At 72.4% G+C, this 13,477-nt stretch carries 13 protein-coding genes; 11 read left to right on the top strand and 2 right to left on the bottom strand.

Going from position 1 to position 13,477, the window contains the following annotated elements; all coding sequences use genetic code 11:
* Positions 1-38 precede the first annotated feature (38 nt).
* The 5 genes from ACSIH6_RS09515 to ACSIH6_RS09495 all read left to right on the top strand — a co-directional run bounded on the left by ACSIH6_RS09515 (position 39) and on the right by ACSIH6_RS09495 (position 6,135).
* On the top strand, positions 39-1,544 hold the full coding sequence (locus ACSIH6_RS09515; RefSeq protein ID WP_435107866.1) for a glutamyl-tRNA reductase: 1,506 nt from the start codon (positions 39-41) through the stop codon (positions 1,542-1,544).
* Positions 1,541-2,548, top strand: coding sequence for a hydroxymethylbilane synthase (gene hemC, locus ACSIH6_RS09510; RefSeq protein WP_435107865.1), 1,008 nt, complete (start codon positions 1,541-1,543; stop codon positions 2,546-2,548). The genes ACSIH6_RS09515 and hemC overlap by 4 nt, the downstream gene beginning before the upstream one ends.
* Positions 2,549-2,647: 99 nt before the next feature.
* The gene (locus tag ACSIH6_RS09505; RefSeq protein ID WP_435107864.1) at positions 2,648-4,336 is read left to right on the top strand and encodes a bifunctional uroporphyrinogen-III C-methyltransferase/uroporphyrinogen-III synthase; all 1,689 of its coding nucleotides are present in this window, start codon (positions 2,648-2,650) and stop codon (positions 4,334-4,336) included.
* A gap of 47 nt (positions 4,337-4,383) precedes the next feature.
* Positions 4,384-5,382 carry a porphobilinogen synthase gene (hemB, locus tag ACSIH6_RS09500; protein WP_435107863.1) on the top strand — a complete coding sequence of 333 codons (999 nt, stop codon included), beginning with the start codon at positions 4,384-4,386 and terminating at the stop codon, positions 5,380-5,382.
* 99 nt (positions 5,383-5,481) lie between these two features.
* Positions 5,482-6,135 carry a bifunctional DNA primase/polymerase gene (locus ACSIH6_RS09495; RefSeq protein ID WP_435107862.1) on the top strand — a complete coding sequence of 218 codons (654 nt, stop codon included), beginning with the start codon at positions 5,482-5,484 and terminating at the stop codon, positions 6,133-6,135.
* Positions 6,136-6,216: 81 nt separating this feature from the next.
* Here the strand turns inward: ACSIH6_RS09495 and map are convergent, their stop codons facing one another.
* Positions 6,217-6,987: a type I methionyl aminopeptidase gene (gene map / locus ACSIH6_RS09490; RefSeq protein ID WP_435107861.1), complete on the bottom strand. Its 771-nt coding sequence runs from the start codon at positions 6,985-6,987 to the stop codon at positions 6,217-6,219.
* A 237-nt stretch (positions 6,988-7,224) separates the two neighbouring features.
* Between map and ACSIH6_RS09485 the strand changes: the two genes are divergently transcribed.
* Entirely contained in the window at positions 7,225-7,833 is a 609-nt protein-coding gene (locus ACSIH6_RS09485; protein WP_435107860.1) for a hypothetical protein, read from the top strand.
* A gap of 82 nt (positions 7,834-7,915) precedes the next feature.
* Here the strand turns inward: ACSIH6_RS09485 and rraA are convergent, their stop codons facing one another.
* Positions 7,916-8,404, bottom strand: coding sequence for a ribonuclease E activity regulator RraA (gene rraA / locus ACSIH6_RS09480; protein WP_435107859.1), 489 nt, complete (start codon positions 8,402-8,404; stop codon positions 7,916-7,918).
* Between the two features lie 288 nt (positions 8,405-8,692).
* Here rraA and ACSIH6_RS09475 point away from each other — a divergent pair, with 288 nt between their 5' ends.
* The 5 genes from ACSIH6_RS09475 (at position 8,693) to ACSIH6_RS09455 (ending at position 13,416) form a co-directional block, all read left to right on the top strand.
* A complete protein-coding gene (locus ACSIH6_RS09475) occupies positions 8,693-9,388 on the top strand; it encodes a phosphatase PAP2 family protein (protein WP_435107858.1) in 696 nt (231 codons plus the stop codon).
* 204 nt (positions 9,389-9,592) lie between these two features.
* Positions 9,593-10,990 (top strand): AAA family ATPase, encoded by a 1,398-nt coding sequence (locus ACSIH6_RS09470; protein ID WP_435107857.1) that lies wholly within the window; start codon positions 9,593-9,595, stop codon positions 10,988-10,990.
* Positions 10,987-11,313 carry a hypothetical protein gene (locus ACSIH6_RS09465; protein ID WP_435107856.1) on the top strand — a complete coding sequence of 109 codons (327 nt, stop codon included), beginning with the start codon at positions 10,987-10,989 and terminating at the stop codon, positions 11,311-11,313. Before ACSIH6_RS09470 ends, ACSIH6_RS09465 begins: the two co-directional genes overlap by 4 nt.
* Positions 11,314-11,429: 116 nt before the next feature.
* The gene (gene hemL / locus ACSIH6_RS09460) at positions 11,430-12,725 is read left to right on the top strand and encodes a glutamate-1-semialdehyde 2,1-aminomutase (protein ID WP_435107855.1); all 1,296 of its coding nucleotides are present in this window, start codon (positions 11,430-11,432) and stop codon (positions 12,723-12,725) included.
* 55 nt (positions 12,726-12,780) lie between these two features.
* Entirely contained in the window at positions 12,781-13,416 is a 636-nt protein-coding gene (locus ACSIH6_RS09455; protein ID WP_435107854.1) for a histidine phosphatase family protein, read from the top strand.
* Positions 13,417-13,477 lie beyond the last annotated feature (61 nt).

Here is a 13,477-nt window from a genome sequence, read left to right as displayed (position 1 = left end):
CGAAGACGCTGTGTGGTGCCTGCATAGGAGTAGTGCGGATGAGTGTCCTGGCCGTGGGGTTGAGCCATCGGAGTTCGCCGGTGGCGCTCCTCGAACGTGTCGCGCTGAACGGGGAGACCCGCGGCAACGCGGTCGCGGAGATGGTCGGCTCCGAGCCCGTCAACGAGGTCATGGTGGTCTCCACCTGCAACCGCACCGAGGTCTACGCCGACGTCTCCGCCTTCCATGGCGGCGTCTCGGCCATCACCGAGCTGCTCTCCTGGCACACGGGGGTCCCCCTCGGAGAGCTCTCCGAACACCTCTACGTCCACTACGAGGACCGCGCGGTCCAGCACCTGTTCTCCGTCACCTGCGGGCTCGACTCCATGGTTCTTGGCGAGGGCCAGATCCTCGGCCAGGTGCGCGACGCCCTCAAGGAGGGCCAGGAGACGGGCTCCGTCGGCCGCGTCCTCAACGACCTGGGCCAGCGCGCCCTGCGCGTGGGCAAGCGCGCCCACACCGAGACCCATCTCGACCACGCGGGCGCCGACATGGTCAGCTTCGGCCTCACCGTCGCCTCCGGCGGCCTCGGGCTCGGCCCGACCGGCGCGCCGCAGACCACCGCCGTCCAGACCGCCCAGACCGTGGGCTCACTGCCCCCCGCGGGCTGCCCCATGTCCGCGGCCCCGGGCGACACCGCCGACGCGCCCGGACTCGCCCGGCCCGCGCACGGCCCCCTCACGGGCGTGCGCGTCCTCGTCCTCGGCGCCGGGTCCATGAGCGCCCTGTCCGCCAACACCGTCTCCCGCCAGGGCGCGGAGGCGGTCGTCGTGGCCAACCGCACCTTCGACCGGGCCGCGCGCCTGGCCGAGTGCCTCACCGAGGCCTACGACACCGTCGACGCCCGCGCCGTCCCCTTCGCCGACGCCGTCGGCGTCCTGGCCGAGGTCGACCTCGTCATCTCCTGCACCGGAGCCCAGGGCCTGGTCCTGAACGCCGACGCCGTGGCCGCCGCCACCGCCGGGCGCACGCGGCCCCTGGTCTTCCTCGACCTCGCGCTGCCCCGCGACATCGACCCGGCCGTGCGCGAGCTGCCCGGCGTGCGCCTGGTCGACATCGAGGACCTGCGCCAGGCCGCCGCCACCGCGCCCGGCGCCGACACCGGCCGCGACAGCGCGCTCACCCTCGTGCGCGGCATCGTCGACGAGGAGGTCAGCGAGTTCCGCGCGGTTCGCCGCGCCCACCAGGTGACCCCCACCGTCGTCGCCCTGCGCGCCCAGGCCAGGGACGTGGTGGACGCCGAGCTGTCGCGCCTGCACGGCCGCCTGCCCGCCGACCTCGACGACCGCACGCGCGAGGAGATCAGCCGCGCCATGCGCCGCGTCGCCGACAAGCTCCTGCACAGACCGACCGTGCGCGTCAAGGAGCTGGCCGCCGCACCGGACGGGGAGTCCTACGAGGCGGCACTGAGGGAACTCTTCGCACTCGACCCCGCAAGCCCCGAGGCGCTCACCGCCCCCGAGGGCACCGCCGCCGCGGCACGGACCGCACAGGAGAATTCATGACCGGCACGCCCTCCCACGGCGCATCCGACCACGGCACGTCCGCCGACGGCGCCCCGGCCCGGCTCGGCACCCGCCGCAGCACCATGGCCACCAGCCAGTCGCGGATGGTCGCCGACGCCATCACCGAACGCACCGGCAGGGTGATCGAGCTGGAGCTGATCACCAGCTTCGGCGACGTCACCAAGGCGCACCTGACCCAGCTCGGCGGCACCGGCGTGTTCGTCAACGCGCTGCGCGACGAGCTCCACGCGGGCGGCGTCGACTTCGCCGTCCACTCGCTCAAGGACCTGCCCACCACGCCCGCCGAGGGGCTCGTGCTGGCCGCCATCCCCGAGCGCGACGACCCGCGCGACGCCCTGTGCGCGCGCGACGGGCTGAAGTTCGCCGACCTGCCCGCGGGGGCCAGGATCGGCACCGGCTCCCCGCGCCGGGTCGCCCAGCTCGCCGCGCTGCGCCCGGACCTGGTCTACGTCCCGATCCGCGGCAACGCCGAGACCCGTCTGGGCAAGGTCGCCTCCGGAGAGCTCGACGCCGTCGTCCTGGCCTACGCCGGACTCGGCCGCGTCGGCCGGACCGACGACGTCACCGAGGTCTTCGAGCCCGAGCAGATGCTGCCCGCGCCCGGCCAGGGCGCCCTCGCCGTCGAGTGCTCCGCCGAGCGCCTCGACGGCGACCTCGCCTACCTGGCCTCGGTCGACCACCCCGCCACCCGCGCCGAGGTCGTCGCCGAGCGCACCGTGCTCGCCGAGCTGGAGGCCGGTTGCGCCGCCCCGGTCGGCGCCTACGCCCAGTACGACGCCGAGGCGGGCCGCCTGCGCCTGCGCGCCGCCGTGGTCGCCACCGACGGGGCCGAGGCCGTGCGCCGCGAGCGCGCCGCCGACCTCGCCTCGCCCGGGGACCTGGCCGCCGCCACCGCGCTCGGCCGGGACCTGGCCCGCCAGATGATCGCCGAGGGAGCCGACCGCATCGTGGCCGAGGCCTTCGCGGAGAGGGACACGCCCTAAGCAGGAGCAGCCGGCGGGCCTCCTCGGCCTGGGCCCGCCGTACCGCCGCCCCCGGCGCCGCACACCGGGGCGCGGCGACCCACACAGAGGAGCCAGTACGTGAACGCCAACGCCAACCCCCAGCCGGAGGAGCCGCGCGCCGCAGCGCGGGCCGGGCACGTCGCCCTGGTCGGTTCCGGTCCGGGCGGCGCCGACCTGCTCACCCTGCGCGGCGCCGAGCTGCTGAGCCACGCCGACGTGGTCATCGCCCTGCGCGAGCCCGCAGCCGAGGAGCTCTCGGGCTTTCGCGCCGAACTCCTCTCGCACTGCTCCGAGGACGTCTCCGTGATCGAGGCGGGCGAGTGCGGAGGCGACGTCAACGCCCTGGCGGTGGCCCGCGCCCGCGACGGGCAGAGGGTGGTCCGCCTCTACTCCGGCGACCCGTTCTTCGGCTGCCGCGGCGCCGAACTGGTCTCCGCCTGCCACGAGGCCGGGGTCGAGGTCGAGGTCGCCCCCGGCGTCTCCGCGATCACCTCCGTGCCGACCTTCGCGGGCGTGCCGCTGCTGGACGCGGACAGCCCCGAGGTGCGCGTGCTCAACGCCCGCGCGCACGGCGGCGGAGGGGTCGACTGGCACGAGGCCGCCGCCAGCGGCGCCACCCTGGTCGTCATGGGCGGCGACGCGCCCGCGGGGGAGCCGGTCGAGCACCAGGGACCCGGCTTCGACGTGCTGTGCAAGACCCTCATCGCCGGAGGACGACCCGCCACGACCCCCGTCGCGGTCGTGCGCGCGGGCGGCACCACCCGCCAGACCACGGTCTCCTCCACCCTGGGGCGGCTCGTCGCCGAGCTCAAGGCCAAGGACGCCAAGGGCCACCACGTCACCGCGCCCGCGCTGATGGTCGTCGGCCCCGCCGCGGGCCGCCAGGCCGAGCTGTCCTGGTACGAGAGCCGTCCACTGTTCGGCTGGCGCGTCCTGGTGCCCCGCACCAAGGAACAGGCCGCCGCCCTGTCCGACCAGCTGCGCGGTTACGGCGCGGTGCCCGAGGAGGTGCCCACCATCTCCGTGGAGCCGCCGCGCACCCCGCAGCAGATGGAGCGCGCCGTCCGCGGCCTGGTCACCGGCCGCTACCAGTGGGTGGCCTTCACCTCCGTCAACGCGGTCCGGGCCATCCGCGAGCGCCTGGAGTCCTACGGCCTGGACGCGCGCGCGTTCGCCGGGGTCAAGGTCGCCGTCGTCGGCGATGCCACCGCACGTGCCGTGCGCGAGTTCGGCATCCAGCCCGACCTGGCCCCGCCCGAGGAGGAGCAGTCCAGCTCGGGCCTGGTCTCGGTGTGGCCGCCCTACGACGCCGAGATCGACCCGATCGAGCGGGTCCTGCTGCCGCGCGCCGACATCGCCACCGAGACCCTCTCCGCCGGGCTGGACAAGCTCGGCTGGGAGGTCGACGACGTCACCGCCTACCGCACCGTGCGCGCCGCACCCCCGCCCGCGCCCGTCCGGGAGGCGATCAAGGGCGGCGGCTTCGACGCGGTGCTGTTCACGTCCTCCTCCACGGTGCGCAACCTGGTGGGGATCGCGGGCAAGCCGCACAACACCACCGCCATCGCCGTCATCGGCCCCGAGACGGAGAGGACCGCGATCGAGTTCGGCCTGCGTGTCGACGTCGTGGCGCCCAAAGCCTCGGTTTCCGCCCTCGCGCAGGCCCTTTCGGAGTACGGTGCCGAAAAGAGGCGCGAGGCGGTCGAGGCGGGCAAACCCGTCCTCAAACCCAGCCAGAAGAGGCGCGGTCGCCGCCGCAAGCTCTGAGAGACCACACCGCCACCGACGCACGAACCTTCCCCGGGAGCCCCGTGATGAACGCCTCCAGCAACGACGCCGCCTTCCCCGTGGTCCGGCCGCGCCGCCTGCGCCGCGGACCGGCGCTGCGCCGTCTGGTCGCCGAGACCCGGGTCCGCCCCGAGAACCTCGTCCTGCCGATGTTCGTCAAGGAGGGCATCACCGAGCCGGTGGCCATCTCCTCGATGCCCGGCCAGGTGCAGCACACGCGTGACAGCCTGCGCAAGGCGGCCCATGAGGCGGCCGCCGCCGGGGTCGGCGGGGTGATGCTGTTCGGCATCCCCGCGCACAAGGACGCGCACGGCTCGGCCGCCGACGACCCCGAGGGGATCGTCCAGGCCGCCCTGCGCGACCTGTCCGCCGAGGTCGGCGACGCCCTCGTGGTGATGGCCGACCTGTGCCTGTGCGAGTACACCGACCACGGCCACTGCGGCCCGCTGGAGGTCGACGGGCACGTCGACAACGACCTCACCCTGGAGCGGTACGCGTCCGTCGCCGCCGCCCAGGCCGAGGCGGGCGCCGCCGTGGTGGCGCCCAGCGGCATGATGGACGGCCAGGTCGCGGCGATCCGCGCCGGGCTGGACCGCACCGGACACGGCCAGGTGCCGATCCTGGCCTACGCCGCCAAGTACGCGTCGGCGTTCTACGGCCCCTTCCGCGAGGCCGCGGAGGGCGCGCCGCAGTTCGGCGACCGCTCCGGCTACCAGCAGGACCCCGCCAACGCGCGCGAGGCGCTGCGCGAGGTGGCCCTGGACGTCGCCGAGGGCGCGGACATGGTGATGGTCAAGCCCGGCCTGGCCTACCTCGACATCGTGGCCAAGGTCGCCGAGGCCTCTCCGGTACCGGTGTCGGCCTACCAGGTCAGCGGCGAGTACGCGATGATCGAGGCGGCCGCGGAGCGGGGCTGGATCGACCGCGAGCGGGCCATCACGGAGACACTGACCTCCTACCGGAGGGCGGGGGCCGAGCAGATCCTCACCTACTGGGCGACCGAGGCCGCCCGCCTGCTGCGGTAGCGCGACCAGGCCCCTCGCCCCGGTCGCGGTCTCCGGGCGCCGGGCCTCCCACGACGGCGAGGCCGCGCCTGGAAGACGAGCGAACACCGGGGAGGCTCCATGGCCGAGGTTCTGTACCGACGTAAGCGCCGCCATGCGGCGGACAGCATGCTGGACGCCGCTCTGGGCTACGCCGAGCTGGGCTGGCCGGTGGCGCGCGGCACCTCGCCGGGGCAGGACCGCGCGTGCAGCTGCGACCGGATGGGCTGTCCGGACCCGGCGGCGCACCCCGTGACGATGGCCTGGGGCGTGGAGGCCAGCACCGACACCGACACCATCCGGCGGTGGTGGACGGCCACCCCCGACGCGAACATCATCCTGCCCACCGGCCGGGTCTTCGACGTGTTCGACGTCCCCCGCGAGGCGGGTGTGATGGCGCTGGCGCGCATGGGCCGCTCGGGCGTCCCCGCGGGCCCGGTCGCGGCGGTGGAGTCCTCGCGCTACCTGTTCTTCGTGGCGACCCGCTCGCCGGTGGACGAGGACGAGTGGTGGTCCTGCCACCTGGACTGCGTGCCCGAGGCCGTGGAGGAGATGCCGGGGTTGCGCTGGCACTGTCGGGACAGCTTCGTGCTCGGCGCCCCCTCGCTGCTGCCCTCCGGCGACCGCGTCACCTGGATCCGCCCCCCGCGCGCCGCGGACGGGGCCGTGGTGCTGCCCGACCCGATCGTGGTGCTCGACATCCTCGCCGACGCGAGCGAGGAGTTCTCCGCCTGAGGTCTGTGGGAGCTTCCCCGGAGCCCAGCCGGGCGTACTGGTCGGCGGCGCGGGCCAGTCGCGTGAGCGGCGGCGGGACGGTCACTTCGGCAGGGTGAGGATCTCGGCTTTGCCGTCGGTGATGGCGATCGTGTGCTCGCTGTGCGCCGTCCGGCAACCCGTCGCGCTGCGCAGCGTCCACCCGTCGGCGTCGGTGACGAGCTCGGCGGTGTCCGCCATGACCCACGGCTCCAGTGCGAGCAGCAGTCCGGGACGCAGCTTGTATCCGCGGCCGGGCTGTCCGGTGTTGGGGACGTGCGGGTCCTGGTGCATCGTCGACCCGATGCCGTGACCGCCGAACTCGGTGTTGATCGGGTACCCCGCCGCGCTGAGGACCGATCCGATGGCGTGGGAGACGTCGCCGACACGGGCCCCGGGCCGGGCGGCGGCGATCCCCGCGCTCAGGGCGCGTTCGGTCGCACGGATCATCGCGACGCTCTCCGGGGGCCTCGACTCGCCCACGACGAAGCTGATGGCGGAGTCCGCGGCGACCCCGGCCTTGGAGACGGCGAGGTCGAGCGTGAGCAGGTCGCCTTCGGCGAGCGCGTAGTCGTGGGGCAGCCCGTGGAGCACGGCGTCGTTGACGGCCGTGCAGATGTAGTGGCCGAACGGCCCGCGTCCGAAGGACGGCGCGTAGTCGACGTAGCAGGACTGCGCTCCGGCCTCGGTGATCATCTCCCGGGCCCACCGGTCGATGTCCAGGAGGTTCGTGCCGACCGTGCTGCGGCTCCGCACCGTCTGGAGGATGTGGGCGACCAGGGCGCCCGTGTCCTTGGCTCGGGCCAGCTCGGCGGGTTTGAGGATCTCGATCATGCGGAGCCCTTCCCAGTAACCAATAACTATACCGGCCATACTATACCGGTCCTGAGTGAGCGGGACGGAGGCGCGGAAAGCGGGAGGGCTGAGGCAGCCGCGCCGCGTCTCTCCGGAGGCTTCGGCGATCTTCGGACTGGAGTAGCCACGCGCGTCATCAAGCCCTTTGGCCACAGGGCTCCCAGGAGTCACGGGCTTCTGGGAGCGTTGCGCTAGCGTGGGCCATCTGAAAGTGAGGTGACCGCCATCACTCCGCTACTCATCGGCATCCTCGTCCTGCTCTCCCTGCTCGGAGTGCTCCTGCTCGGAGGGGTCGTCGTCCTGGCGGTCGAGACCTCACGGCGCGGGGCGCGCAGGATCCTGGAGGAGCGGCGCGAGTCGCTCCCCGAGCGGCCCGCGCCCCCGCAGGCGGCCGTGGAGGGAACCGCGGGTCCCTTCGCAGTGGACCTGCGCCGACAGGTCCGCATCACCCAGGACCTCCTGGAACGCGCGGACGCCGTGGGCGCTCCCATCGGTGAACTGCGTCAGCAGTTGGCGGACCTGGACCGCCACTCCGCCCAGGTCGACGAGCAGCTGGGGGCCTTCGACCGGACCCGTGCCGAGGAGGAGCACGAACTCCTGGGCCAGCTGCGCCGGCGCGCCGACGTCATCTCCGAGGCCCTCGTCCACATCCGCTCCTACCTCGCGCAGGAGGAGGCGAACCGCTCCAACGCCGAGTTGGCCGACACCGTGGGGCGCGTCCGGATCGAGACCGAGGCGCTCCGGTCGATCCGCGGTGAGGACCCCCTGGCGGAGATCGAGCGCCTGCACCGCCTGGCCACCGAGACCGGGGAAGGGCGGGAGTGAGCTCCTCCACCGGACGCTCCCGCTTCCCGGGGCGTACCGCCGTCCACGTGTGTCCTGTTGTTCACGTGCGCTCCGCCGCGTGTCAGACCGCGATCTCCTCGGCGTTCACCACCACGCCGTCCTCGTCGCTGTAGAGCCACTCGCCCGGCACGAACGTGACGTCGCCGAAGGTCACGGGCACGTCCAGGCGACCGGCGGCGTCCTTGAGGGACTTGCGGGGGTTGGAGCCCAGCGCCTTCACGCCCAGGTCCAGCCCGCCCAGGGCGCGGGTGTCGCGGACCGCGCCGAAGATCACGGTTCCGGCCCAGCCGTTGGCCACGGCGGCCTCGGCGATCATGTCTCCCATCAGGGCCGACCGCAGCGAGCCGCCGCCGTCCACCACCAGGACCGCGCCGTCGCCCGGGGTGTTGAGGACCTGCCTGACCAGGCCGTTGTCCTCGTGGCACCGAACCGTGCGGATCCGGCCCGAGAACACCGCGCGCCCCCCGAACCGACGAAACTGCGTGGAGCAGCTGCGCAGGGTGTCTCCGTGGTCGTCGACGAGGTCCGCCGTGGAGAAGTTCGAGGTCATCAGGGCTCCTTCTCGGAAAGGCGGATGGGCACCGCCGGGAGGGTGGTCACCCCCAAACTACTCATCGGTACGCCGGGCCTTCCGGGCGGCACGGCGACTCCTTCGTCGGTGCCGTCCGTCTCTTTCGTCGGTACGGCCGCTTCGCGGGTCCGAGAGGTCCCGGTTGATGACAGGATGAAGCCTTTCCTGTCACCGAAGCGTGGGATTCCCGTCACCTTTGGACGGGACGTCGCCCAGTCCATCCCCCCTGCGCGCGACCCTCCCCCCTGACCGACCCAATGGAGAGAGATGGTCTCTGAGATCCTCGCCGTCAGCGCCGCCTGGTCCCGGGCCCTGATCGGGTTCACGGCGGACCTGGACCCCTGGGTGCGGAGCGTCGCCTACGTGGGCACCGACCTCTTCCTCGGCGTGTTCGCCGTCCTCTTCCTCGCCGCCTGGTGGCGAGCCCGCTCCGTGGACTCCCGCCTGGTCGGCCTGGCCCTGTTCGCTCCCGTCGCCACCGTCGTCGCCTACGCGGTCAGCCGCACGGTGAAGTCGTTCTTCGAGCAGATGCGCCCCTGCCAGGCGATGACCGACCTGACCACGATCGCCACCTGCGACCCGCTCGGCGACTGGTCCTTCCCGAGCAACCACGCCGCGATCGCGGGCGCCGCCGCCGCGGCGCTCATCCTCGCCTGGCGCCGCATCGCCGTCCTCGCCGTGCTGATCGCCGTCCTGGAGGCCTTCTCCCGGGTCTTCGTCGGCGTCCACTACCCCCACGACGTCACCGTCGGACTCCTTGTCGGCGCCACCGTCGCGGCCCTGGTCTCCCTCGTCGCGTCCCGCCCGATGACCGCCCTCGTGGAGCTGCTCGCCCGCAACGACCGCCTGCGCCCGCTGGTACGCGCCGAACGGCCGGACGCTCCGGACGCCCCCGGCACGATCGCGCCGCCCCTGCCCGACACCAGTGCCTCCGCCCGGGACGGCTACGCCCCCCGACACTGAGCGGACTCCCGTGTGCCCCGTCCCTGTCCCCAGGGGACGGGGCACACGCGTGTGGGGCAGGGCCTCGCCCCTCTCCCCTTCCGGTTCGGGCACAAGGACGGGGCACACACGTGTGTGGGACAAGGCCTCATGGCATGCTTGTCGTGTGTGGTTCTTCCGCGCAAAAATCGGTGAAGCCGCTCGACTTACGAGGAGAGTGCCGCGATGCTGCTGAGTTTCCGCGTCGAGAACCACAAGTCCATCCGCGAGGAGCAGCAACTCCTGCTCACTCCCGTCTACGACGACGCCCGCCCGCAGGAGGCCGACTGGGAGGCCACCACGGTCGCGGGGGTCTTCGGGGCCAACGCCTCGGGCAAGTCGAACCTCCTGGACGCCCTCTCCTTCATGCGGGACACCGTTCGGTGGTCGATGAGCCACAACGAGCCGGGAGGCGGCGTCCAGCGCCACCCCTTCAAGCTGAGTGCGGACGCCCGGGAGGAACCCTCCACGTTCGTGGTCGACCTCGTGATCGACGGAGTCCGGCACACCTACGGCTTCGGGGTCAATGACGAGCAGGTCGTGGAGGAGTGGCTGTACAGCTACCCCAGACAGCGCAGACGCGTCGTGTTCGAGCGAGATGGGGAGGAGTTCGTCTTCGGTGACCAGGCCTCGGGCAAACTGCGGCAGGTCAAGGAGATCACCGGCCGGAACGTCCTCTTCCTCACCGTCGCCGCTCGCGCCTCGAACACAGAGGTGGAACCGGTCTACCGCTGGTTCTCCGAGAGTCTGGTGTCCGCCACGGAACGCAGCCCGGACCACCCGGCCTGGCTACGCGGAGGAGCGGCCTCCAAGGAGCACATGGCTGACCTCGGGCGTCTCCTGAAGTCCGCTGACACCGGCATCGAGTCCGTGGAACCGCATGATCAGCGTTCCGGCTCCGAGTCGGAGACAGCGACCGCCGAAACATCCCTGCCCGCGCATAATCGGTTCCTTCAGTGGCCGCCGCAAAGGGTCTCGCAGGAGCAGCGTGATGATCGAAAGTCCCAGACCGTCCACCTCGCGACGGGCAGTGGTAAGTCGTCCTATGTGGCGCTCCTCGAAAGCCTGATCCGCGAACGCACCACGCTCCTCTTCCACCACCGAGGAGACGAGTCCGCGACCCCGCTCCTGTGGGAGGAGGAGTCACTGGGCACCCGAGCGTTCACCACGATCGGCTTCGACGCCCAACGTGCCCTGGAAGCAGGGGGCGTCCTCGTGGTCGACGAGATCGACGCCAGCCTCCACCCCTACCTCTCCGCCAAGGTCATCTCCCTCTTTCAGGACGAAGAACACAACCCCAAGGGCGCCCAACTGGTCTTCACCAGCCACGACGCGGCACTCCTCGGACGCGTACGCGGCGAGGAGGTCCTCAAGCGCGACCACATCTGGTTCGTGGACAAGGACGACCGGGGACGGACCTCGCTCTACCCGCTCAGCGACTTCAAGCCCCGGGGAGACGACAACCGCGCCCGGCGCTACCTCACGGGCCGCTACGGTGCGGTTCCGGACGTGGACGACGAACTTTTCCGGGACGCCCTGCACAGGCGCGAGCAGGCACGGAAGTCGGAGGAAGCCACCTCGTGAGCAAGCGGCGCAAGAGGGAACAGAGGGAGACGAGCCTCGACCGTCGCAGGCCGCACCGCGAGGAGAGGCGCGTCTACCTCGTTGTCTGCGAGACCGCTCCCTCCACCCCCACCTTCGAGACCTGGCTCATCCTTCACCTCAGGGACCACCGATCCGCACTCGTCACCGCGGCCAGGGCCGAGAGAGAACTCAGGGCGCTCCTGCCCCGATGGAGCAAGGGCGCGACCCGCTTCGAGGACTTCGCCCATGGTCTTGAGGCCGCCGCGAACGCGCCGAGCGCCTGCCGCCGACGGGCGACCCCAGCACACGGATTCACCAGCTGATCCGCGCTCTGATCCGCCCCCGGCCCCGACACTGACCCAGGCGCCGACGCCGGGACCTCGGGCGACGCGAGGCGGGTCATGGTCCCGGTACCGGACACAGCTGACACACTGGTGAGGTGGGTACTCAACAGACTTCAGCAGAGCTTTTCCAGCGTGCCTCCGCCGTCGTGCCCGGCGGCGTGAACTCCCCCGTCCGTGCCTTCGGCGCCGTCGGCGGCACCCCGCCCTTCTTCGTCAAGGGCGAGGGCCCCTACCTCACCGACGCCGACGGCCGCCAGTACGTCGACCTGGTGTGCTCGTGGGGACCGCTGGTCCTCGGCCACGCGGCCCCCGCCGTCGTCGAGGCCCTCCACGGCGCGGTCGACGCCGGGACCTCCTACGGCGCGCCGACCCCCGGCGAGGTCGAGCTGGCCGAGCTGATCGTCGGACGCACCCCCGTGGAGAAGGTCCGCCTCGTCAACTCCGGCACCGAGGCCACGATGTCCGCGATCCGCCTCGCGCGCGGCTTCACCGGACGCAGCAAGGTCGTCAAGTTCGCGGGCAACTACCACGGCCACGTCGACGCCCTCCTGGCCTCCGCCGGTTCGGGCCTGGCCACCTTCGCCCTGCCCGACTCCCCGGGCGTGACCGGGGCCAGCGCCGCCGACACCCTCGTGCTGCCCTACAACGACCCCGGGGCGGTCGAGCGCGCCTTCGCCGAGCACGGCGACGAGATCGCCTGCGTGATCGCCGAGGCCTGCCCCGCCAACATGGGCGTCGTCGCGCCCCGGGACGGGTTCAACGCCCGGATCAAGGAGATCGCGCACGCCAACGGCGCCCTCCTCATCCTCGACGAGGTCCTCACCGGCTTCCGCGTCAGCGCCTCGGGCTGGTTCGGCCTGGAGGGGGTCGCCCCCGACCTCATGACCTTCGGCAAGGTCATGGGCGGCGGCCTGCCCGCCGCCGCGTTCGGCGGCCGTGCCGAGATCATGGACCGCCTCGCTCCCGACGGCCCCGTCTACCAGGCGGGCACCCTGTCCGGGAACCCGCTGGCCACCGCCGCCGGACTGGCCACCCTGCGGGGTGCCACCCCCGAGGTCTACGCCCGCATCGACGAGGTCTCCGCCCAGGTTTCGGCCGAGGTCTCCAACGCGCTCGGCGCGGCCGGGGTCGTCCACCGGATCCAGAACGGCGGCAACCTCTTCACGGTGTTCTTCACCGACCAGGAGGCCGTCGACTTCGACACCGCGCGCACCACCGACACCGCGGTCTTCTCCGCGTTCTTCCACGCCATGCTCGACCAGGGCGTGTACCTGCCGCCCGCAGCCTTCGAGGCCTGGTTCTTCTCCGCCGCGCACGACGCCGCCGCCGTGGACCGGGTGGTCTCGGCGCTGCCCAGGGCGGCCCGCGCCGCGGCCGAGGCCCAGGGCTGACGCCCAGGGCCGGTACAGCCCCGACGCCCACGACCCCGAACGAAAGACACACACGATGACGACGACCACCGTCGTGCACCTGCTGCGACACGGAGAGGTGTACAACCCAGGCAAGGTGCTCTACGGAAGGCTTCCCGGCTTCCACCTCAGCGACCGGGGCCAGCAGATGGCGGAGATGGCCGCGGAGTGGTTCGAGGGCCACGACATCGCGGCGCTGTTCTCCTCGCCGCTGGACCGCACCCAGGAGACCGCCGTGCCCCTCCAGAAGGCGACGGACCTGTCCGTCACCCTGGACGACCGGCTCGTCGAGGCGGCCAACAAGTTCGAGGGCATGAGCCTTTCGCGGCGGTCGGTGCGCGACCCCCGCGTGTTCAGCCGGGTGTACAACCCGTTCCTGCCGTCCTGGGGCGAGCCCTACTCCGAGATCGTCACCCGCATGGTGGAGGCCGTCAAGATCGCCCGCCGGGCGGCGTGGGGCCGCGAGGCCGTGTGCGTCAGCCACCAGCTGCCGATCTGGATGACCCGCCGCGCGGCCGAGGGTAAACGCCTCTGGCACCGTCCCGACCTGCGCGAGTGCAACCTGGCGAGCGTGACGTCGCTGACCTTCAGCGACCAGCGGTTGACCAGCGTCAGCTACGCGGAGCCCGCCGCCGCCCTGTACAAGGACGAGCCCGCACTTCCCGGGGCGTGACCCGGAGCGCGTACCCGTAACGGTAAGCTGGGCCTTCGGGTGCGGTAGGTGCGCGCTCTCA

This window comes from Nocardiopsis synnemataformans (assembly GCF_965343085.1).
GTDB classification, from domain to species: Bacteria; Actinomycetota; Actinomycetes; order Streptosporangiales; family Streptosporangiaceae; genus Nocardiopsis; species Nocardiopsis alborubida.
The sequence above is the reverse complement of the archived record's forward strand: the minus strand, read 5'-3'. Positions and strand labels throughout refer to the sequence as shown.

Excerpts from the sequence above, each read along its gene's own strand:
- ACSIH6_RS09515 (WP_435107866.1), top strand. The coding sequence starts at position 39 with ATGAGTGTCCTGGCCGTGGGGTTGAGCCATCGGAGTTCGCCGGTGGCG.
- hemC (WP_435107865.1), top strand. The coding sequence starts at position 1,541 with ATGACCGGCACGCCCTCCCACGGCGCATCCGACCACGGCACGTCCGCC.
- hemB (WP_435107863.1), top strand. The coding sequence starts at position 4,384 with ATGAACGCCTCCAGCAACGACGCCGCCTTCCCCGTGGTCCGGCCGCGC.
- ACSIH6_RS09495 (WP_435107862.1), top strand. The coding sequence starts at position 5,482 with ATGGCCGAGGTTCTGTACCGACGTAAGCGCCGCCATGCGGCGGACAGC.
- map (WP_435107861.1), bottom strand. The coding sequence starts at position 6,987 with ATGATCGAGATCCTCAAACCCGCCGAGCTGGCCCGAGCCAAGGACACG.
- rraA (WP_435107859.1), bottom strand. The coding sequence starts at position 8,404 with ATGACCTCGAACTTCTCCACGGCGGACCTCGTCGACGACCACGGAGAC.
- ACSIH6_RS09475 (WP_435107858.1), top strand. The coding sequence starts at position 8,693 with ATGGTCTCTGAGATCCTCGCCGTCAGCGCCGCCTGGTCCCGGGCCCTG.
- ACSIH6_RS09470 (WP_435107857.1), top strand. The coding sequence starts at position 9,593 with ATGCTGCTGAGTTTCCGCGTCGAGAACCACAAGTCCATCCGCGAGGAG.
- ACSIH6_RS09455 (WP_435107854.1), top strand. The coding sequence starts at position 12,781 with ATGACGACGACCACCGTCGTGCACCTGCTGCGACACGGAGAGGTGTAC.